Consider the following 19,556-nt stretch of genomic DNA (forward strand, 5'->3'; position numbering starts at 1 on the left):
AAACGGCGCGCCCTTGGGCGCGCCGTTTGCATGTGCTCCGTGCACCGAAGGGGGCCTTCAACGGATCGGCGGCATGTCGGTGGGCTTGCTCATGGAAGGTCCGCCGAGGGTTGGGCGTAAGGCTGAATGCAGGTCATGTGGAGGACGAAAAGCGCAAAGGCTTCACGGCGGAAACCGATTTCGTGGCCCTGTTGGAGTTGCTGCAAGGTTGCGACGTAATCCTGCGCCGCCGGGGTCAGTTCCGCGACACGGGGGTGGGCCGCTTGCCGCTCGGCCTCGGTGCTGCGCAACGGGTTTTCCCCGGGCAGGGGCTGACCCGCCTTGGCATGGGCGGCACGCATCGCCAGATCGACCGCGATACATTCGGGACGGTCGGGCTTTGGCGGTGCGTCCCCGTCATCTGCGGGCAGGGGCCGGACCACGAAGGGCTGCATGGGGGCGTAAACCGGCGTGTCCAACGTCTCGGCCTGCGCCGAAACCGGCGCAAGGCAAAGCGCAAGGATCAAGCCCGGCCGCATCACCGCCCCGCAATCACCGCCGCCGATTCCGGCAGTTCTTCATCAAACAGGCGCTGGTAGAACTCGGCCACGGTGGCGCGCTCCAACTCGTCGCATTTGTTGAGGAAGGTGAGGCGGAAGGCATAGCCCACATTGCGGAAGATGTCGGCGTTTTGCGCCCATGCGATCACCGTGCGGGGCGACATAACGGTGGACAGATCGCCGTTCATAAACGCGGTCCGCGTCAGGTCCGCCACGGTGACCATTTGGCTGATCACCTTGCGGCCTTTTTCGGTGTTGTAATGCGGCACTTTCGAAAGCACGATCGCCGCTTCCGCATCGTGGCTGAGGTAGTTCAGCGTCGAGACGAGCGACCAACGGTCCATCTGGCCTTGGTTGATCTGTTGCGTGCCGTGGTAAAGCCCGGTCGTATCGCCCAGACCTACAGTGTTCGAGGTGGCGAACAGCCGGAAATAGGGGTTCGGCGTGATCACTTCGTTTTGGTCCAGAAGCGTCAGCTTGCCATCGGCCTCCAGCACGCGCTGGATCACAAACATCACATCGGCGCGGCCCGCATCGTATTCATCAAACACAATCGCGGTCGGGTTGCGCAGGGCCCAAGGCAGGATGCCCTCGTGGAACACGGTGACTTGTTTGCCATCGACGAGCTTGATCGCGTCTTTGCCGATGAGGTCAATCCGGCTGACGTGGCTATCAAGGTTGACCCGCACGCAGGGCCAGTTCAGTCGCGCCGCGACTTGCTCGATATGGGTCGATTTGCCGGTGCCGTGATAGCCCTGAATCATCACGCGGCGGTTGTAGGCAAAGCCCGCCAGAATGGCCATCGTGGTGTCTGGGTCGAATTTATAGGTCGAATCAAAGTCGGGCACGCGGTCGGTGCGTTCCGCGAAGCCCTTGACCTTCATATCGCTTTCAAGGCCGAAGACCTCGCGCAGATCAATCTCTTCAGTGGGCTTGGCAGTGGTATCGAGCATCTCGGCGTCCTCTTGATCGGGTTAGCGATTTGTGGCGCATCGCAAAGGGCCGCGCAAGGGGGGGGATTGTAAGGGGCACAGGCCAAACGGCTTGGCCTGCCTTCACCCCTTCGTTCCTTGACCCTAGGGCCGGGGCGGTGTTTTGTGACCGCGCGCGTTTTTCAGAACGGAATTGAGATGCAGGCTTACGAATACAAAGTGGTGCCCGCGCCGACACGCGGCGAAAAGGGGCGGGGGCTGAAAACGGGCGCGGATCGGTTTGCCAACGCGCTCAGCCGGGTGATGAATGAAATGGCGGCAGAGGGTTGGGACTATTGCCGGGCCGAAACTCTTCCCGCCGAGGAACGCTCTGGCCTGACCTCCAAAACCACCGTCTATCACAATATGCTCGTGTTCCGCCGGGTGGTGGAAAACGCTCCGCCGCGTCGCGCCCGCGCTGAAATTGTGGATGAGGCGCCCGAGGGTATGGAGGCTGTGGAAGACGAAACGCCCGCGCGCCGGGGCGGTTTGCTCAGCACCAAGGCCCCCGAGGGCCGCGCGCCGCGCCTTGGCCCCGCCGAGGAGGCGGAGGAGTAAGCGCCCTTTCGCCCTTTATGGCATCCTATTTGCGCATTTTATCCCCCGCCGGGGGAATTGCGAGTGATGCGCCCCCTTTGCGAGGCTTCCCCATCCGCCCGGGGCAGCCGGGCCTACAGCCGCGAAGGAAGCGCCACTATGTTTGACCTGCTTGAGACGCCCTACGATTCCACCCCCGAAAATGACGGCAAAGCGCCGGTGATCTTGGTGGGGATTGATGATCTGCGCCATCCGGATTTGCCGGTCTTCCTTGACGGCGCCTCGGCTGATCCAATGGATCTGCTCGTTTCAAAGCTGAATGCAGATCCGGCGTTTCGTGCGACCGTTGCTGTCCTTGAGGCCGCACAGGACCTGAAAGAAGCCGCCACCGATCTTTTGACGGATGGCAATGGGGAAATTGACGAGCGCTTAATGGCCGTCATCGATCAGACTCTGAAAGACGCTGAAAGCATCGTCAGCTTTAGCGAAAGTCTGCAAAACAGCGTCAACAAGTCCCGTGATGCGCTGTCGCGCACGGGGGGCGAAGGCGGTTCCGATGGAAGCTCCGACACGGCCGCGAGTTCTGTGACCTATTTTTCCTACAAAGAGGACTATGGTCTCAGCGCTGATGTGTTCGACTTCGGTGAATTTGCCTTCACTCCCACCAAGGATGACGGTGTCGATTGTCCCTCGCTGAAGAAATAAGCGCGCCGCTTCGTTGTGTGAAAACCATGAGGCCACGCCAAAGGGCGCGGCCTCATTCACTTACAAGGAAGCATCATCGCCCGACACGTGATTTTGGTTGATGGCGTATTGACCGTTCTTGCCGCAGCTGCACGGTTTGCTCTTGGCCTCCGGGCGAAATGCTCTATCCTCTCCCCCCTCGAGTCGGTCAGCTGCCACAAGAGCCGCGCCGAGGAAGTGAATTTGCGAGGCCCCATGAGCAAGACCGACCCTTTCGGCTTCAACATCTCCGCCGCTGCTGACAAACAGCGCCGCACCAAGGGCAAGCGCGGCATGTCGGGCGCGTTCGAAACCTCGACGCGCAAATGTGACCACCCCGACTGTAACGAGCCGGGCAAATATCGCGCGCCCAAAAGCCCCAAAGTGCTGGATGACTATTTTTGGTTCTGCAAGGACCACGTGCGCGAATACAATTTGAAATGGAACTATTTCCAAGGCCAAAGCGAAGAGGAATTCCAGCAGTTCCTCGATAGCGGGAATGTCTGGGAACGCCCGACCAAGCCCTTTGGGCGCTCGAAAGAGGAAATGGGCTGGGCGCGGCACGGTATTACGGACCCGATGGAACTACTGGGCCAGAACGCGACGCAAAACCCCGGTCGCGCGGCGGTGGGGCGCAAGCTGCCGCCCACCGAGCGGCGCGCGCTTGAGATCTTGGATGCCAAGGATACGATGACCAAGGCCGAGATCCGCAAAAGCTACAAAGCGCTCATCAAGGTGCTGCACCCCGATATGAACGGCGGTGACCGCAGCCAAGAAGAGCTTTTGCAGCAGGTCGTTTGGGCGTGGGATCAGGTCAAAGACAGCCGCAACTTCAAGTAAGGGCGGCGGACCGGGCAGGGGCCTGTCTGCCCCCTCGGCCTAACGGCCTCACCCCCGAGGATATCTGCACAAAGTCGAAGGCACAAAAGCAAAGGGCGCCCGTGGGCGCCCTTGTGTGTTTGGGGGGACTGGCTGCGGCCTAGCCCTGCGCTTTGGCTTCTTTCTTCACCTGCGCGCGGCGCTGGTGCAGCACCGGCTCGGTGTAGCCCGACGATTGAATGCGCGCGAGGAACACCAGATCGCAGGCGGCTTGGAAGGCGAGCCCGTCATAATTGGGCGCCATCGGGCGGTAATGCGGATCATGGGCGTTTTGCCGATCCACCACTTTCGCCATTTTGCGCAAAGCCTCCATCACCCGGCCCTCGCTCACAAGACCATGATGCAGCCAGTTCGCGAGCGCTTGCGCGCTGATGCGCAAAGTAGCACGGTCTTCCATCAGCCCAACGTCGTGAATATCGGGCACTTTTGAACAGCCGATGCCTTGGTCCACCCAGCGCACCACATAGCCCAAAATGCCTTGGGCATTGTTCTCAATCTCGGTGGTGATTTCCTCTTCGGAATAGTTGCGCCCGGCGGCGAGCGGGATCGTGAGCAGATCTTCCAGCCGTTCGGGGCGGGCGAGCGCGGCAATCTCGCGTTGGCGCGCCTTCACATCAATGCGGTGGTAGTGTGTGGCGTGCAGCGTCGCGGCGGTTGGGGAGGGCACCCAAGCGCAGTTCGCCCCCGCCATCGGATGGGCGATCTTTTGGCTCAGCATCTCGGCCATATTGTCGGGCGCGGCCCACATGCCTTTGCCGATTTGCGCGCGCCCTGCGAGCCCGCATTTCAGCCCAATATCGACGTTGCGATCTTCATAGGCCGAAATCCACGGCTGCGATTTCATCTCGCCTTTGCGCAGCATCGGCCCGGCTTCCATCGAGGTGTAAAGCTCGTCGCCGGTGCGGTCGAGGAAACCCGTATTGATAAAGGCCACCCGGTGTTTTGCCGCGCGGATACATTCCTTGAGGTTGACCGAGGTGCGGCGTTCCTCATCCATGATCCCCAGTTTGACGGTGTGCAGTGGCAAGCCGAGCACCTCTTCGACATGGGAAAAAATGGCATCGGTAAAGGCCACCTCTTCGGGGCCATGCAACTTCGGTTTCACCACATAAACCGAGCCTGTGGTGGAGTTGCGCGCGCCGTCTTCTTTGCGCAGGTCGTGCAGCGCGCAAAGCGTGGTGACCATTGCATCCATCAGCCCTTCGCAGACCTCGCGGCCATTGCGGCAGCGGATCGCCGGGTTCGGCATCAAATGGCCGACGTTGCGCACCAGCATCAGCGCGCGGCCCTTGAGCGTGACCGTGCCGCCATCGGGCGCGGTAAACGTCAGATCGGGCGAAAGCGCGCGGGTGAAGGTGGTCTCGCCCTTGGTGACGGTTTCGGTCAGCGTGCCCTGCATCAGGCCGAGCCAGTTGCGATAGGCATGCACCTTATCATGGGCATCAACGGCGGCGACGGAATCCTCGCAATCCATGATTGAGGACACGGCGGATTCCAGCTTCACATCGGCAATGCCGGCAGGGTCTGCCGCGCCAATCGGGTGGCTCGCATCAATCACAAGAATGATGTGCAGGCCATTATGTTTGATCAAAATTTCTTGGGGGGCTTCGGGGTCGCCAGTATAGCCCGCCAGCTGTGCCGGGTTGGAAAGGCCGGTTTCTTCGCCCGCGACCTCGGCAAAGAGCCCGCCATCATGGAGGCGCAGTTTTGAGGCCCCCGCCCAAGAGCCCGCCACCAGCGGGCAGGCGTCATCGAGGAACTTCTTCGCCCAAGCGATTACTTTCGCCCCGCGCGAGGGGTTGTAGCCCTTGGATTGCGGCGCTTCGCCCAAAGCATCGGTGCCATAAAGCGCATCATAAAGGCTGCCCCAGCGCGCATTGGCGGCGTTCAGCGCATAGCGCGCATTGGTGATCGGCACGACAAGTTGCGGGCCGCAAACGGTCGCAATCTCGGGGTCGGTCTCGGGCGTCTCAATGGTGAAATCGGGGCCTTCGGGGATCAGATAGCCGATCTCTTCCAAAAAGGCGCGATAGGCGCGGGCATCATGGCCCTTGCCGCGATGGTGCAAATGCCAATCGTCAATGCGCGCCTGCATCGCCTCGCGCTTTTCCAAAAGCGCGCGGTTTTTTGGCCCAAAATCGTGGATCAGTTCGGACAGACCCGCCCAAAACCGTGCTGGCGTCACGCCAGAGCCGGGCAGCGCCTCGGTTTCGATGAAGTCGGCCAACTCCGTGGCGACCTGCAAACCTTCGCGCTCGACGCGTTCTGTCATTCTGCCCTCCCTGTTCGTTCGTTGCGCGGTATCTTGTGCTTCAAGCCGCCTCTGTCCAGCGAAAAGCGCATTGCTGCGTTGCGGCGCACTGGCGGTGCGCAGGGTCTTGCCGCTGCCCGCTTGGGGGCCTAGCTATGGGATAACGACAGCACGAGGACCCCATGGACGGCGTGACCCTTCTTTCCGATTACAAACCATATCCCTATGAAATTGAAAAAATTTCGCTGGTGTTCCAACTGGCGCCAGAGGCCACAAAGGTGCGCGCGACGCTCGCTATGACCCCGCGTGATGGCGTGGCAGACCTGCATCTTGATGGCGAGGATTTGAAGCTTTTGGGTGTGGCGCTCAATGGCGCCCCGCTCGCCGCAGAGGCTTACACGCTGACCACGACCGGGCTGACCATTGCGGCAAGCGCGCTGCCCGAAGGGGCGTTTGAATTGCAAACCGAGGTAGAGATTGCACCCGCCAAAAACACCGCGCTTGAAGGGCTCTACATGTCAAACGGCATGTATTGCACGCAATGCGAGGCCGAGGGCTTCCGCAAGATCACCTTCTACCCCGACCGCCCCGATGTGATGACGCGGTTCCATGTGCGGATTGAAAGTGACCTGCCGGTGCTGCTTTCAAACGGCAACCCGGTGGGGCAGGGCGCGGGCTTTGCCGAATGGGATGACCCTTGGCCGAAACCCGCCTATCTGTTTGCGCTTGTCGCGGGCGATTTGCGCGCCACCTCGGGGAGCTTCACCACCGCTTCGGGGCGCAAAGTGGACCTCAATATCTGGGTGCGCCCCGGCGATGAAGACCGTTGTGACTTCGCGCTGGCGTCCCTGCAACGCTCGATGAAATGGGATGAAGAGGCTTACGGGCGCGAATATGACCTCGACCTCTTTAACATCGTTGCGGTCGATGATTTCAATATGGGGGCGATGGAGAATAAGGGGCTGAATATCTTCAACTCCAAGCTTGTTCTGGCCAGCCCCGAAACCGCGACCGATACCGATTACGAGCGGATCGAGGCGGTGATCGCGCATGAATATTTCCACAACTGGACCGGCAACCGGATTACCTGCCGCGATTGGTTCCAACTGTGCCTGAAAGAGGGGCTAACGGTCTACCGCGACCAAAGCTTTACCCGCGATGTGCGGTTGGGCGCGCTCAAGCGCATTGATGACGTGGCGATGCTGCGCGCGCGCCAGTTCCGCGAAGATGCGGGGCCGCTTGCGCATCCGCCGCGCCCGTCGAGCTATCGTGAGATCAATAACTTCTACACCGCCACCGTCTATGAAAAAGGCGCTGAGGTGGTGGGGATGCTGGCGACGCTTTTGGGGGCCGAGGGCTACCGCAAAGCGCTGGATCTTTATTTTGAGCGCCATGACGGGCAGGCCTGCACGATTGAAGACTGGATCAAGGTCTTTGAGGATGCCTCGGGGCGCGATCTGGGCCAGTTCAAGCTTTGGTACACACAAGCGGGCACCCCGCATCTGAGCGTGTCGGAGCAGTTTGAAAATGGCACCTATACGCTGACCTTTGAACAGGTGACTGCGCCGACGCCGGGCGAACCGGAAAAGCCGCCGCGCCATATTCCGACTGCGGTGGGGCTCTTGGGGCAAAATGGCGATGAGGTGGTGCCGACCCAAGTTTTGGAAATGACCAAGGGGCGGCAAAGTTTCACCTTCACCGGGCTTGCGGCAAAGCCTGTCCCCTCAATCTTGCGCGGCTTCTCTGCTCCCGTGGTGTTGGAACGGGACACAACGCCTGCCGAGCAAGCCTTTCTTTTGGCCCATGACACCGATCCGTTCAACCGCTGGGAAGCGGGGCGCAATTTGGCGCGCGACACGCTGATGGCGATGGCGCAAGGGGCCACCCCCGCGCCGGATTATCTTGAGGCTGTTGGCCAAATGCTCGCCGATGACGCCGCTACGCCGGGCTTTCGCGCCGCGTGTTTGCGCCTGCCGGGCGAAGATGAAATTGCCGCGGCGCTCGCGAAAAAGGATGTCGTGCCGGACCCGGACGCCATCCGCGCCGCGCGCCGCGGTCTGATGGCCACCTTGGCACAGCGCCATGAAGCGGCGCTTGTGGGGGCCTATGAAGGCAGCGCCGTGCCCGGCCCCTATAGCCCCGATGCTGCGCCTGCGGGCAAACGCGCATTGCGGTTGGCGGCGCTGGCGCTCCTTTCCACGCTGGATCAAGGCCGCCGCGCGAGCGCGCTTTACGCCGAGGCCACGAATATGACCGAGAGCATCGGCGCACTTGGGCTTTTGGTCGCGCAAGGCGCGGGCCAAGCGGAACTGACGGCTTTCGCCGCGCGCTGGGGGGCTGATCCGCTCGTCATGGACAAATGGCGCTCGGTGCAAGCGATGCTCTCCCCGCCCGAAACGGCCGTGGAGGTGGTGACCGCCATTGCCGAGAGCGGCGCGTTTGAGTGGAAAAACCCGAACCGCTTCCGCTCGCTTTTGGGGGGCTTTGCAGCCAACCATGCGGGCTTTCACCGGGCGGATGGCGCGGGCTATGCGCTGTTTGCCGATTGGCTGATCAAGCTTGACCCGCTCAACCCGCAAACGGCGGCGCGCATGTCCACCGCCTTTGAAACCTGGCGGCGCTATGACGCGACCCGCCAAACCCATGCGAAAGCGGCGCTGGAGCGGATTGCGGGCACGCAAGGCTTGAGCCGTGATCTGTCGGAAATGGTCGGTCGGCTTTTAGGCTAAGCACCGCTATGCCGCCCCGGACCTCAGGATAATGCACCCAAGTCGAAGGCCGGGCCGTGTTCCGCTTCGACTTGGTCTCAATTTCCCGGGGAGGCGGCAAGGCCGCCGGGGGCAGAGCCCCTCTACGGCCCCATACCGCGCGCCCGCCATCTTGCCCCGCGCGCGCGGCTGTCTTAGAAGGGCGCAAGCCAAAAAGGGAACATGCGATGCTCGATCACCTTGCCTTCACCGCCCCCGAGCCGAAAGTCATTGCCGGCGCGCAAAGCGACTGGGAACTTGTCATCGGTATGGAGGTGCATGCGCAGGTGGCCTCCAACGCCAAGCTCTTCTCGGGGGCCTCGACCACTTTCGGTGCCGAACCGAACTCAAACGTGGCTTTCGTTGACGCCGCGATGCCCGGCATGTTGCCGGTGATCAACGAATTTTGCGTCGCCCAAGCGGTGCGCACCGGCCTTGCGTTGAAAGCCGGGATCAACCTGCGCTCGGCCTTTGACCGGAAAAACTATTTCTACCCGGACCTGCCGCAAGGCTATCAGATCAGCCAGCTTTACCACCCGATCGTGGGCGAGGGCGAGATTATCGTCGATATGGGGCCGGGCGTGGCGCGCAAGGTGCGTATTGAGCGTATCCACCTTGAGCAAGACGCGGGCAAATCCATCCACGACATGGACCCGAATATGTCCTTTGTGGACCTCAACCGCACCGGCGTGGCGCTGATGGAAATTGTGAGCCGCCCCGACATTCGTGGGCCGGAGGAAGCGGCGGCCTATGTGGCCAAGCTGCGCCAGATCCTGCGCTATATCGGCACCTGCGATGGCAATATGCAAAACGGCAACCTGCGCGCCGATGTGAACGTGTCGGTCTGCCGTCCGGGCCAGTATGAGAAATACCAAGAAACGCAAGATTTCAGCCGTCTTGGCACGCGCTGCGAGATCAAGAACATGAACTCGATGCGCTTCATTCAAGCGGCGATTGATTATGAAGCTCGCCGCCAGATCGCCATTTTGGAAGATGGCGGCAAGATCGTGCAAGAAACCCGGCTCTATGACCCGGACAAAGGCGAAACCCGGTCGATGCGCTCCAAAGAAGAAGCGCATGACTACCGCTATTTCCCCTGCCCGGATCTTCTGCCGCTGGAGATTGAGCAAGACTGGGTCGACGATATCGGCGCGAAAATGCCCGAACTGCCCGATGAGAAAAAAGCTCGCTTCGTGAAAGACCTCGGTCTGAGCGAATATGACGCCTCGGTGCTGACCGCCGAGGTCGAAAACGCGAATTACTTTGAAGCCGTGGTGACCGTGGCCGAAGATGGCAAATTGGCTGCGAACTGGGTGATCAACGAGCTTTTTGGCCGCTTGAAAAAAGAGGGGCTGGAAATTGGCGAAAGCCCCGTTGCGCCCGCGCAGCTTGGCGGCATCATCCGGCTGATCAAATCGGACAAAATCTCGGGCAAGATCGGCAAAGATCTGTTTGAGATCGTCTTCACCGAAGGGGGCGACCCCGAGAAGATCGTCGAAGAGCGCGGCATGATCCAAGTCACCGATACCGGCGCGATTGAAGCGGCGGTGGATGCGGTGATCGCGGCCAACCCTGATCAGGTTGAAAAAGCGAAAGCCAACCCGAAACTGGCGGGCTGGTTCGTGGGTCAGGTGATCAAAGCCTCTGGCGGCAAGGCCAACCCCAAGGCGGTGAACGAGATCGTCGCCCAAAAACTCGGTCTGTAAAAGAAAGGCGCCCCACGGGGCGCCTTTTGGTTTGGGTGGGGCGCGCATTTTCTGGCGGGCCTTGCCCCCACCTATTGTCGCGCCTACCTTTCCCAAAACCCATTCGGAGAACTCTATGAGCGGCCTTCTTGCCCTTTTGGATGACGTGGCGGGCATCGCCAAGATTGCGGCGGCCTCGGTGGACGATGTCGCGGGGCAGGCGGCGCAGGCGGGGGCAAAGGCGGCGGGCGCGCTGATTGATGATGCCGCCGTTACACCCAAATATGTGCATGGTTTTGCGGCTGCGCGGGAATTGCCGATTGTGGGCAAGATCGCCCTCGGCTCGATCCGCAATAAGCTTGTGGTGCTTTTGCCGTTGGCGCTTTTGCTCTCGGCGTTTTGGCCGGGCGCGATCACCCCGCTCTTGATGCTGGGCGGCAGCTATCTTTGTTTTGAGGGGGCGGAGAAGGTGTTCCATCTCCTTTTCCCGCACGCCCCCCATGCCGATGGGCATCAAGATCCCGGCGGCAATCCGGCGGGCGATCCCTTGCGGTTGGAGGAGGAAAAGGTCTCGGGCGCGGTGAAAACCGATTTCATTCTTTCGGCCGAGATCATGACCATCGCGCTCGCCGCCCTGCCGACCGATAACCCGGTTTGGATGCAGGCGATGGCGCTGGTTCTGGTGGCGCTGGGGATCACGGCGCTGGTCTATGGGGGCGTTGCGCTGATTGTGAAAGCCGATGATGTGGGGCTGTTTTTGGCGCGCACGGGGCGGCTCTCGCTCACCCGCGCTTTGGGGCGCGTGATTGTGGCGGTGATGCCCGGCTTCATGAAACTGCTGATGATTGTGGGCACGGCGGCGATGCTCTGGGTCGGCGGTTCAATCGTGCTCCATGGGCTGGCCGAATTGGGCTTTGCGGCCCCTTACGACGCGATCCACCATCTGGCCGAAGCGGGTGCGCATCTGGTGCCCGAGGTGCTTGCGGGCGCGGTGGGCTGGAGCATCGGCGCGGCGATTGATGGCGTGCTTGGGCTGATCTACGGCTTCGCGCTTATTCCGCTGGCGATGTATGTGATCGACCCGATCATCGCGCTTGCGGCGAAGCTCAAACGCAAATGATGCCGCGCACCGCCCTTGTGCTTGGTGCGCGGGTCGCGCCTGATGGCGCGCCCTCTGCGGCGTTGCGGCGCCGGGTGGGCCATGCGGTTAAGCTCTATCAAACAGGGCAGGTGGCGCGGCTGATCCTGAGCGGTGGCGCATTTGATGGGGCACCGGCTGAAGCGACAGTGATGGCCGATCTGTGCCGGGACGCAGGGCTGCCCGAAAGCGCATTCGTCTTAGAGCCCCGCGCACGCAACACGCGGGAGAATTTCACCTGCGCAAAGCCGCTGATTTCTGATCCGGCTTTGATTGTGGTGACAGACACTTATCACGCGCGGCGCGCGCGTTTGGCCGCGCGGGGGCTTGGGCTTACGATCAGCCTATCTTGCCCGCCCGCGCCGTATTTGCCCGCCCTGAAACGATCCAAGCTGGCCCTGCGCGAAGCAGTGGCCAGCCTTTGGTATCTTGTGCGCTACGGTCTTTTGGGCGGGCTTAGCGGGTCACGGTAACGCGGACATAGTCGCCGCGCGATCCATAGCCGTAAATCCGCACAAAGACGGTCGCCCCACCAGCCATGATCTTGCGCGCAGCGGCAGGCTCAATCGAGCCATTCATCACCATCCGCTCCATCGCGGCGCGGTTGTTCACATCGCCAAAGAACGGGTCCCATTCATCGCCGGGTTGCGAGAGGCCGAATTTATGGAAGTTCGCCCTGTCTTGACGCAGCACCTGCCACGGCGCGCTTAGCCGCTGGCCGCGTGAATTGAAAAGATCGTCGGTGCCGATATAGGCGACATAGGCGCCCACAACATCTTGCGCGGCGGCGGGAACTGCCATGAGCGCAACAAGCGCCGCCCCAAGCACGACAGAACGAAGTTGACGGAAATGCATTTCAACCTCCTTTGCGGAATGGCCGCAATAGCCAGAGATTAGGCCTGCATAGGTGTGAACCCAAGGTAAATGTTGCCGCAGGGTTACCGGGAGCGCCAAAAGGGGGGGGCGTGGACGCCATTTTAGGCCGCTTCGATGCATCAAGGTCAACGTGATGCAAAAACAGAAATCTGCTTCTCGATTGGGCAAAGGGTCTGCGGCAAATTTAGGCGGAAGGTTCGGTTCTGCCCAATGGGGAACTTGTCACACGACAAAACTGCCCCCAGCGTGGTAAAATTCTCTTGGGAGGAAGGACTCAACTTTTGAAGTGGGGACTTGCAATGGGAACTGCCCGCAATTCGGTCAATCAGATCGTAACGCGTTATGCCCGCCTGCATCACATCGATCCAGACGGGCCTTGCCGTGACAGCTCCATTGAGGCGCTGTTTTCCAACCGCTTGGATAGTGCCGGTCTGGATCGGACGGAATGCTTGATCGTGGAATTCCGGCGCGATCAACTCATTTCGGACCGCCGGATGGTCGATCTTCTGCGGCGGCATCAAAAAGAAGTCAGCGGGCGCGTCTAAACGCGACTGGCTTGCGCACAAGGTCCGGGCTCTTTCGGGCCCGGCCCTGTTTTCTGAACTCAGCGCCGCGGCGCGCGGCGACGCACCGAACCGGGGCGCCCGGGCAGCGACAGCACCGCGTCGGCGCGGGGGCTGCGCGCGATCACCTTGCCTTTGGCCACCACCGCCAGCCGCGCGGGGCGTAGGCGCAGCGCATCAACGGGGTTTGCGGCATCAAGCACCACGAGCGAGGCTTTCGCGCCCTTCTTCAGCCCGTAATCCGAAAGCCCGATGATCTGGGCATTGGTTTCGGTCACCATCGTGAAGCAGCGCGCCATTTCCGCCGGGTGGGTCATCTGCGCGACATGCATCCCCATAAAGGCCACATCCAGCATGTCTGCCGTGCCGAGCGAATACCACGGGTCGAGCACGCAATCTTGCCCCCAGCCGACCGCAATCCCCATCGCCTGCATTTCCTTCACACGGGTCAGGCCACGGCGTTTGGGGAAGGTGTCATGCCGTCCTTGCAGCACGATGTTGATGAGCGGGTTCGGGATCGCGGAAATGCCCGCCTCGGCGATCAGCGGCAGCAGTTTCGAGACATAGTAATTGTCCATCGAATGCATCGACGTCAGATGCGAGCCCGCAACGCGCCCTTGCAGCCCAAGGCGCTGCGTTTCATAGGCAAGCGTCTCAATATGGCGGCTAATTGGATCGTCGGTCTCATCGCAATGGATGTCGACCCACAGGCCCCGGTCGGCTGCGATTTGGCACAGGTCCGCAAGGCTCGCCGCGCCATCCGCCATTGTGCGTTCAAAATGCGGAATGCCGCCCACGACCTCCACGCCCATATCGAGCGCGCGGATCAGGTTCTCGCGGCCATTCGGCGCGCGGTAAAGCCCGTCTTGCGGGAAGGCCACAAGTTGCAGGTCGATGTAGTCTTTCACCTTCTCACGCACCTCAAGCATCGCCGTAACGGTGTTGAGGTGATCGGGCGTGGTGTCCACATGCGAGCGAATGGCCAAAAGCCCCATCGAGGCCGCCCAATCGCAATATTGCAGCGCGCGCGCGACCATTTCCTCGACCGTGGCGATCTCGCGCAGCTCACCCCAAAGCGAGATACCTTCAAGCAGCGTGCCAGAGGCATTCACGCGCGGCAGCCCGTAGCTGAGCGTTGCATCAAGGTGGAAATGCGGGTCCACAAAGGGAGGCGTGACCAGATCACCGGTGGCCTCAATCACCTCGCGCGCCTCGGCCTCGATCTTCGGGGCGATCTCGGCGATCTTGTCGCCTGCAATGGCGATATCGGCCACCGTGCCATCGGGCAGGGTGCCCCCTTTGATCAACAGATCGAACATCATCTTTCCCCTTTATTGAACGGGACCATGAGGGCGGCAGGCACCTCTGCGCGGCGCGACATCAAAACAAGCGCAAGGATCGAGAGCAGATAGGGCATCATCAGGAACAACTGATAAGGCACCACCGCGCCGATTGTGGTTTGTTGCAGCCGGATTTGCAGCGCGTCGAAGGCGGCGAACAGGATCGCCCCCAACACCGCTTTGCCGGGTTTCCACGCGCCAAAAACCACCAGCGCAATGCAGATCCAGCCGCGGCCGTTGACCATGTCAAAGAAGAAGCTGTCAAAAGCGGACAGGGTCAGGAACGCTCCGCCCACCGCCATGAAGCCCGAGCCCACAATCACCGCGCCCATGCGGATGGCGGTGACCGAAAGCCCCTGTGCGGCGACGGCCGAGGGGCTTTCCCCCGCCGCGCGGACCGCCAAGCCCAAAGGCGTGCGGTAAAGCACAAAGGCCACAAGAGCGGCCATGATAAAGGCCGCATAGGTGAGCGGCGTTTGGCTGAAAAGCGCGGGGCCCAGCAGCGGAATGTCAGACAAAAGCGGGATTTCAAAGGGTTGAAAGGCTTCAATCTTCGGCGGGGAGGAGACCTCGGGCAGCACCACGCGATAGGTGTAGAACGTGAGCGACGTGGCCAGAAGCGTGAGCCCAATGCCCACCACGTGTTGCGAAAGGCCAAAGGGCACAGACAGCGTGCCGTGCAGCAGCCCAAAGCCCATGCCGGTGAGAAAGGCCACCGCGACACCGCCCCAAAGCGGCAAGCCCATATAGACCGCGATCCAGCCCGCAAACGCGCCCGCGACCATGATCCCTTCAATGCCAAGGTTCAGCACCCCGGCGCGCTCGCAGATCAATTCGCCCAACGTGGCGAAAATCAGCGGCGAGGCGATGCGGATCGCTGCGGCCCAAAAGGCGGCAGAGGTGAGGATGTCGAAAAAGTCCATCAGTCCCTCACCACGCGGAATTTTGTGAGCAAGATCGCCAGCACCATCATCAACAGCGCAGAGGCCAGCATGATATCAGCAATGTAGCTCGGCACCCCAAGCGCGCGGCTCATCGCATCGGCGCCAACGAAAATGGCCGCCACAAACAGGGCCGCGGCCACCACGCCCAGCGGATGCAAAAGCGCGAGCATCGCCACCACAATCCCGGTGTAGCCATAGCCCGGCGAGAGATCGAGCGTGAGCGAGCCTTTGAGTCCCGAGACCTCGGAAAAGCCCGCGAGCGCCGCAAGCCCGCCAGACAGGAGCGCGGTTTTGAGCATGATCCGGGTGACGGGCATCCCCGCAAAGCGCGCGGCTTCTGCGTTTTGGCCCACGGCGCGCATTTCAAAGCCAAGCGTGGTGCGGGTGTTGATCACCCAAAGCGCTACGGCAGAGATGAGCGCGAGCGCAAAGCCCCAATGCAGCCGCAACCCATCAACAATGCGCGGCAGCCGTGCCTCGGCCAGAAGCCGGGCCGATTTGGGCCAGCCCATGCCCATCGGGTCTTTCAGCGGGCCTTCCAGCAAGTAGCTGACGAAAAGCAGGAAGATGTAGTTGAGCAAAAGCGTGGTGACGACCTCATCTACCCCAAGCCGGGTTTTGAGAAGCGCAGGGCCAAGCAGCAAAAGCGCGCCCGCCAACATGGCCACCAATGCGAGCACCGGCAGGAGCAGGGCAGGGGGCCAAGGCAAAAGCCCGGTGCCCAAAACGGCGGTGACCACCGCGCCCGCATAAAGCTGCGCTTCGGCACCGATGTTCCAAAGCTTCGCCCGGAAGGCAACGGCGACGGCCAGCCCGGTGAAAATCAGCGGTGTGGCGCGGTTGAGCGTTTCCAAAAGCGCGAATTTGGAGCCGACCGCGCCTTTGACGATCGCGCCAAAAACGGCAAGCGGGTTGCCGCCCGCAATCAGCGCCAAAAGGCTTGCGACCAGAAAACTGCCCAAAATGGCGAGCGCCGGGGGCAGCAATTTACGCGCAAGGCTGGGGTCCGGGATCGGTTCAAGACGCATGTGCTGCCTCCGCAAAGCCTGCACCTGCCATCCATTGCCCCAAATCTTCGGCGCGCATCGTGCCGCGCACAAAGCCGGGGCTCAGCCGCCCCTCAGAGATCACATGGATCACGTCAGAAAGCGTCATAATCTCATCAAGGTCTTCGGAAATCAGAAGCACGGCGGCCCCCTTTTCGCGCGCCTCGGCCAAGCGACCGTGGACATAGTTCACCGCGCCAATATCCAAGCCCCGCACGGGCTGGTTTGCCAAAATGATCCGCGGCGCGGTTTCCAGCACCCGGCCCAAGATCAGCTTTTGCATATTGCCGCCTGAGAGTAGCCGAATGCGGGTGTCGGGGCCGGGGCAGCGCACGTCATAGGTGGCAATCAGGCTTTCGGCCCGCGCCTTCGCGTCTGCCCAATTCATCCAGCCATGGCGGGCGAAATCTTTGGCATAGGTTTCCAGCACGGCGTTTTCGGTCAGATCGAAATCGGCAATCGTGCCAGTGTGGTGGCGGTCTTCCGGGATACGGCCAATGCCGCGCGACAGCGCGCGCCGGGGTGACCAATCGGCGACCTCCGCGCCTGCAATTTCAAAGCCGCCGGCGCTTGGCTGCACAAGGCCCGAGATCAGATCGGAGAGCGCCTTTTGCCCATTGCCCGAGACGCCCGCAAGCCCGGTGATCTGGCCCGCGTGCAAAGTCAGGTTCACCGTTTGTAGCCCCGGCGCACGGCCCTCTCCTTTGGTGGACACACCCGTCAGTCGCATCAGCGCGGGGCCTGCGGGCATTGCGTCGATCTTTGGCGGGGAGACTTTGCCGCCCACCATCAGCGCGGCCAATTCCTCGCGCGAGGTGTCACCAATCGCGCGTTCGGCCACCAATTTCCCGTGCCGCAACACCAAGGTGCGGTCAGCAATCGCCATCACCTCATGCAGCTTGTGCGAGATAAAGACGACGGAAAGCCCTTGCCCCACTGCCTCGCGCAAGGTGGCAAACAGCGCATCGCTTTCTTGTGGGGTCAGAACCGCTGTCGGCTCATCGAGAATGAGAATCCGCGCCTCGCGATAGAGCGCTTTCAAAATCTCGACGCGCTGGCGCTCGCCCACGGTGAGGCGGCCCACTTTCGCTTCGGGGTCCACCACCAGATGGAAGCGCTTCGCAAGGCCCGCGATTTTGGCCTTGGCGGCTTTGGAATCAAGGCGCAGCGACCGAAGCCGCTGCGAACCCAAAACGATGTTTTCCCAGACCGTCAGATTGCCCGCGAGGGTGAAATGCTGGTGCACCATGCCCACGCCCGCATCGAGTGCCGCATGCGGGTTGCCGGGGGGAAGTTCCTGTCCAAACACCTCCACCGCGCCGGTATCGGCGGTGTATTGGCCAAAGATGATATTCATCAGCGTGGTTTTGCCCGCGCCGTTTTCGCCAAGCAGGGCAATGACTTCGCCCCGCTTGAGATCAAAACTCACATCATCATTGGCTGTGAGCGCGCCAAAGCGCTTTGTGATGTTGGAAAGGCGCAGAACGGTCTGCGCCTGCGCCTTTTGTGACATGGATCAGGAGGATTTCGGCTCGGAATCGTTGATCTCGACCGCGAAGCTGCCTGCTTTGATCTCGTCCGAGCGCGACGCCACCAGATCGAGCGCCTCTTGCGGGATTTTGCCCTCAAAAGTGCCAAACGGCGCAAGCGAGCAACCGCCTTCTTTCATGAAGGAGAAGGTGCCGTAATCTTCCGCCGAGAATGCGCCCGCCTGCACTTGTGCAATCGCATGGCCAAGCGTCGGTTCAAAGTGCCAGATCGCCGAGGCCACCACGGTTTCCGGGTAATCGGCTTGCGTGTCGATCACGTTGCCAATCGCCAAAATGCCTTTTTCTTTCGCGGCATCGGACACACCAAAGCGTTCCGCGTAAAGCAGATCGGCGCCGTTTTCGATCATCGCATAGGCGGTTTCTTTGGCTTTCGGCGGGTCGAACCACGAGCCGATGAAGGCAACTTGGAAGGTGATGTCCGGGTTCACTTCGCGCGCACCGGCCATGAAGGCATGCATCAAGCGGTTCACTTCCGGGATCGGGAAGCCACCAACCATGCCGATATTGCCCGATTTGCTCATCGCACCGGCGATGATGCCCGAGAGATAGGAGGCATCTTGGATGTAGTTGTCGAAGGTGGCGAAGTTCGCAAGCCCCGCTTCGGGTTTGAACGACGAGCCCATCAGGAAGGCCACTTCGGGGTAGTCCGCCGCGACTTCGCGGGCTTCTTGTTCCACACCGAAGACTTCGCCGATGATCAGGTCATAGCCGCTTTCGGCATATTCGCGCATCACGCGCGGATAGTCGGCGTTGGCGGTGTTTTCCGAATAGGTATATTCGATCCCGCCCGCCTCTTGCGCCGCAACGGCGGCGATATGGATGCGGCTGACCCACTGCTGTTCCACCGGCACGGTGTAGATCCCCGCGACTTTCAGCTTTTTGGCGTCTTGCGCGCGCACCATGCCCGGCGCGGTGCCCAAAAGGGCGGCGCCTGCAAGGCTCGACAGCAAGAAGGCGCGCCGCGAAAGCGGGAGGGAGGGGGTCTTGGCAGCCACTGGATATCTCCTATTGGTGAGGGGCGGAAAGCGTGGTTTTGATCAGGTGATTAAACTTGTCGCACCTAATGGTCAATTCGTTCGCGCTTGCCGTTTTGCGCGCTAACACATCCCTTGACGCTTTCTAGGGCAGGTGCCGTTTTCTGGGCAGGGATGCACAAATTGCAAGCAGTGACAGCCTGTCGCAGCCAGGGGGCGCGAGTCAACGCTGTTGCGTGATCTCTGTGAGCTTTGCGGTGACACTTGCCACCAAATCGCCGAGCGCCGTGGTGCCGCTGACTTCAATCACCGGTTCATTTCGCCCCACAAGCCACGCCAAATGGCGCGCGAGCGAGCGCCCCGAGAAATAGGGGTCTTCGTAGCCAGCCGCCCACTTGATGAATTGCGCGTGTTGGCGCTCCATATCGCCACCGGGTTGGATCCGGTCGCCCCAGCGCGCGGCTTCACGTTTGCGAATGCGCGAAAGCCGCAAGGGCGCGGGGGTGGAAATATAGACGATCAGATCGGCACCATCGATGGCGACATCGCCCCAGCCATCGCAGGAGCCTGCAAGCACCCAGCCGCCATCCTCGCCTTGGCCCAATTGCGCGGCTGCAATCAACGCCAGGCGTTCCGCCACCGGGCGTTTGGTGGTGAAGGGCGGCTCGGTCGGGGTCCAATAGAAATCATCGGTGTCGAGAAAAGGCACACCGAGTTGGTCCGCCAGCGCTCGCCCGAGCGTGGAGGTTCCCGCCCCTGCGGCGCCGGTGATATAGACCCGCGCCGCCACCCG

At 61.4% G+C, this 19,556-nt stretch carries 18 protein-coding genes; 8 read left to right on the forward strand and 10 right to left on the reverse strand.

The features are described from left to right. Positions 1-89: 89 nt before the first annotated feature. Both BW967_RS12775 and cobS read right to left on the reverse strand, forming a co-directional pair. A complete protein-coding gene (locus tag BW967_RS12775) occupies positions 90-518 on the reverse strand; it encodes a hypothetical protein (RefSeq protein ID WP_076485464.1) in 429 nt (142 codons plus the stop codon). Then, positions 518-1,492, reverse strand: coding sequence for a cobaltochelatase subunit CobS (gene cobS / locus BW967_RS12780; protein ID WP_076485465.1), 975 nt, complete (start codon positions 1,490-1,492; stop codon positions 518-520). Before cobS ends, BW967_RS12775 begins: the two co-directional genes overlap by 1 nt. A gap of 177 nt (positions 1,493-1,669) precedes the next feature. On the opposite strand from cobS, the gene BW967_RS12785 reads away from it, so the two are divergent. The 3 genes from BW967_RS12785 (at position 1,670) to BW967_RS12795 (ending at position 3,610) form a co-directional block, all read left to right on the forward strand. Next, on the forward strand, positions 1,670-2,068 hold the full coding sequence (locus tag BW967_RS12785) for a DUF4177 domain-containing protein (RefSeq protein WP_076485466.1): 399 nt from the start codon (positions 1,670-1,672) through the stop codon (positions 2,066-2,068). A gap of 138 nt (positions 2,069-2,206) precedes the next feature. Then, complete coding sequence (locus BW967_RS12790) at positions 2,207-2,752, forward strand: hypothetical protein (RefSeq protein ID WP_076485467.1); 546 nt, start codon at positions 2,207-2,209, stop codon at positions 2,750-2,752. 234 nt (positions 2,753-2,986) lie between these two features. Beyond that, positions 2,987-3,610: a J domain-containing protein gene (locus BW967_RS12795; protein WP_076485468.1), complete on the forward strand. Its 624-nt coding sequence runs from the start codon at positions 2,987-2,989 to the stop codon at positions 3,608-3,610. Positions 3,611-3,749: 139 nt separating this feature from the next. On the opposite strand, the gene BW967_RS12800 is transcribed toward BW967_RS12795, so the two are convergent. Next, on the reverse strand, positions 3,750-5,921 hold the full coding sequence (locus BW967_RS12800; protein ID WP_076485469.1) for a malate synthase G: 2,172 nt from the start codon (positions 5,919-5,921) through the stop codon (positions 3,750-3,752). Positions 5,922-6,082: 161 nt separating this feature from the next. Here BW967_RS12800 and pepN point away from each other — a divergent pair, with 161 nt between their 5' ends. The 4 genes from pepN (at position 6,083) to BW967_RS12820 (ending at position 11,943) form a co-directional block, all read left to right on the forward strand. Next, positions 6,083-8,629 (forward strand): aminopeptidase N, encoded by a 2,547-nt coding sequence (gene pepN, locus BW967_RS12805; RefSeq protein WP_076485470.1) that lies wholly within the window; start codon positions 6,083-6,085, stop codon positions 8,627-8,629. Positions 8,630-8,835: 206 nt separating this feature from the next. Next, positions 8,836-10,353: an Asp-tRNA(Asn)/Glu-tRNA(Gln) amidotransferase subunit GatB gene (gene gatB, locus BW967_RS12810; protein WP_076485471.1), complete on the forward strand. Its 1,518-nt coding sequence runs from the start codon at positions 8,836-8,838 to the stop codon at positions 10,351-10,353. Positions 10,354-10,468: 115 nt separating this feature from the next. Then, positions 10,469-11,452: a DUF808 domain-containing protein gene (locus BW967_RS12815; RefSeq protein ID WP_076485472.1), complete on the forward strand. Its 984-nt coding sequence runs from the start codon at positions 10,469-10,471 to the stop codon at positions 11,450-11,452. Then, complete coding sequence (locus BW967_RS12820) at positions 11,449-11,943, forward strand: YdcF family protein (RefSeq protein WP_083952222.1); 495 nt, start codon at positions 11,449-11,451, stop codon at positions 11,941-11,943. Before BW967_RS12815 ends, BW967_RS12820 begins: the two co-directional genes overlap by 4 nt. On the opposite strand, the gene BW967_RS12825 is transcribed toward BW967_RS12820, so the two are convergent. After that, positions 11,927-12,325, reverse strand: a complete 399-nt coding sequence (locus BW967_RS12825) for a hypothetical protein (RefSeq protein WP_076485473.1) — start codon at positions 12,323-12,325, stop codon at positions 11,927-11,929. The two genes, BW967_RS12820 and BW967_RS12825, sit on opposite strands and share 17 nt — an antisense overlap. A 320-nt stretch (positions 12,326-12,645) precedes the next feature. On the opposite strand from BW967_RS12825, the gene BW967_RS12830 reads away from it, so the two are divergent. Then, on the forward strand, positions 12,646-12,891 hold the full coding sequence (locus BW967_RS12830) for a hypothetical protein (RefSeq protein ID WP_076485474.1): 246 nt from the start codon (positions 12,646-12,648) through the stop codon (positions 12,889-12,891). A gap of 59 nt (positions 12,892-12,950) precedes the next feature. On the opposite strand, the gene BW967_RS12835 is transcribed toward BW967_RS12830, so the two are convergent. The 6 genes from BW967_RS12835 to BW967_RS12860 form a co-directional block, all read right to left on the reverse strand. Next, on the reverse strand, positions 12,951-14,228 hold the full coding sequence (locus BW967_RS12835) for an amidohydrolase family protein (RefSeq protein ID WP_076485475.1): 1,278 nt from the start codon (positions 14,226-14,228) through the stop codon (positions 12,951-12,953). Next, positions 14,228-15,172, reverse strand: a complete 945-nt coding sequence (locus tag BW967_RS12840; RefSeq protein ID WP_076485476.1) for an ABC transporter permease — start codon at positions 15,170-15,172, stop codon at positions 14,228-14,230. Before BW967_RS12840 ends, BW967_RS12835 begins: the two co-directional genes overlap by 1 nt. After that, a complete protein-coding gene (locus BW967_RS12845; protein ID WP_076485477.1) occupies positions 15,172-16,221 on the reverse strand; it encodes an ABC transporter permease in 1,050 nt (349 codons plus the stop codon). The genes BW967_RS12840 and BW967_RS12845 overlap by 1 nt, the downstream gene beginning before the upstream one ends. Beyond that, a complete protein-coding gene (locus tag BW967_RS12850) occupies positions 16,211-17,752 on the reverse strand; it encodes an ABC transporter ATP-binding protein (RefSeq protein ID WP_076485478.1) in 1,542 nt (513 codons plus the stop codon). Before BW967_RS12850 ends, BW967_RS12845 begins: the two co-directional genes overlap by 11 nt. 3 nt (positions 17,753-17,755) lie before the next feature. Next, positions 17,756-18,784 carry a BMP family protein gene (locus BW967_RS12855; RefSeq protein ID WP_076485479.1) on the reverse strand — a complete coding sequence of 343 codons (1,029 nt, stop codon included), beginning with the start codon at positions 18,782-18,784 and terminating at the stop codon, positions 17,756-17,758. 202 nt (positions 18,785-18,986) lie between these two features. Then, positions 18,987-19,553, reverse strand: a complete 567-nt coding sequence (locus tag BW967_RS12860) for a P-loop NTPase family protein (RefSeq protein ID WP_083952224.1) — start codon at positions 19,551-19,553, stop codon at positions 18,987-18,989. Positions 19,554-19,556: the final 3 nt, after the last annotated feature.

This window comes from Rhodobacter aestuarii (assembly GCF_900156655.1).
GTDB classification, from domain to species: Bacteria; Pseudomonadota; Alphaproteobacteria; order Rhodobacterales; family Rhodobacteraceae; genus Rhodobacter; species Rhodobacter aestuarii.

Excerpts from the sequence above, each read along its gene's own strand:
- cobS (WP_076485465.1), bottom strand. The coding sequence starts at position 1,492 with ATGCTCGATACCACTGCCAAGCCCACTGAAGAGATTGATCTGCGCGAG.
- BW967_RS12790 (WP_076485467.1), top strand. The coding sequence starts at position 2,207 with ATGTTTGACCTGCTTGAGACGCCCTACGATTCCACCCCCGAAAATGAC.
- BW967_RS12830 (WP_076485474.1), top strand. The coding sequence starts at position 12,646 with ATGGGAACTGCCCGCAATTCGGTCAATCAGATCGTAACGCGTTATGCC.
- BW967_RS12850 (WP_076485478.1), bottom strand. The coding sequence starts at position 17,752 with ATGTCACAAAAGGCGCAGGCGCAGACCGTTCTGCGCCTTTCCAACATC.
- pepN (WP_076485470.1), top strand. The coding sequence starts at position 6,083 with ATGGACGGCGTGACCCTTCTTTCCGATTACAAACCATATCCCTATGAA.
- BW967_RS12815 (WP_076485472.1), top strand. The coding sequence starts at position 10,469 with ATGAGCGGCCTTCTTGCCCTTTTGGATGACGTGGCGGGCATCGCCAAG.
- BW967_RS12800 (WP_076485469.1), bottom strand. The coding sequence starts at position 5,921 with ATGACAGAACGCGTCGAGCGCGAAGGTTTGCAGGTCGCCACGGAGTTG.
- BW967_RS12845 (WP_076485477.1), bottom strand. The coding sequence starts at position 16,221 with ATGCGTCTTGAACCGATCCCGGACCCCAGCCTTGCGCGTAAATTGCTG.
- BW967_RS12795 (WP_076485468.1), top strand. The coding sequence starts at position 2,987 with ATGAGCAAGACCGACCCTTTCGGCTTCAACATCTCCGCCGCTGCTGAC.
- BW967_RS12785 (WP_076485466.1), top strand. The coding sequence starts at position 1,670 with ATGCAGGCTTACGAATACAAAGTGGTGCCCGCGCCGACACGCGGCGAA.
- BW967_RS12835 (WP_076485475.1), bottom strand. The coding sequence starts at position 14,228 with ATGTTCGATCTGTTGATCAAAGGGGGCACCCTGCCCGATGGCACGGTG.
- gatB (WP_076485471.1), top strand. The coding sequence starts at position 8,836 with ATGCTCGATCACCTTGCCTTCACCGCCCCCGAGCCGAAAGTCATTGCC.
- BW967_RS12820 (WP_083952222.1), top strand. The coding sequence starts at position 11,449 with ATGATGCCGCGCACCGCCCTTGTGCTTGGTGCGCGGGTCGCGCCTGAT.
- BW967_RS12840 (WP_076485476.1), bottom strand. The coding sequence starts at position 15,172 with ATGGACTTTTTCGACATCCTCACCTCTGCCGCCTTTTGGGCCGCAGCG.
- BW967_RS12775 (WP_076485464.1), bottom strand. The coding sequence starts at position 518 with ATGCGGCCGGGCTTGATCCTTGCGCTTTGCCTTGCGCCGGTTTCGGCG.
- BW967_RS12825 (WP_076485473.1), bottom strand. The coding sequence starts at position 12,325 with ATGCATTTCCGTCAACTTCGTTCTGTCGTGCTTGGGGCGGCGCTTGTT.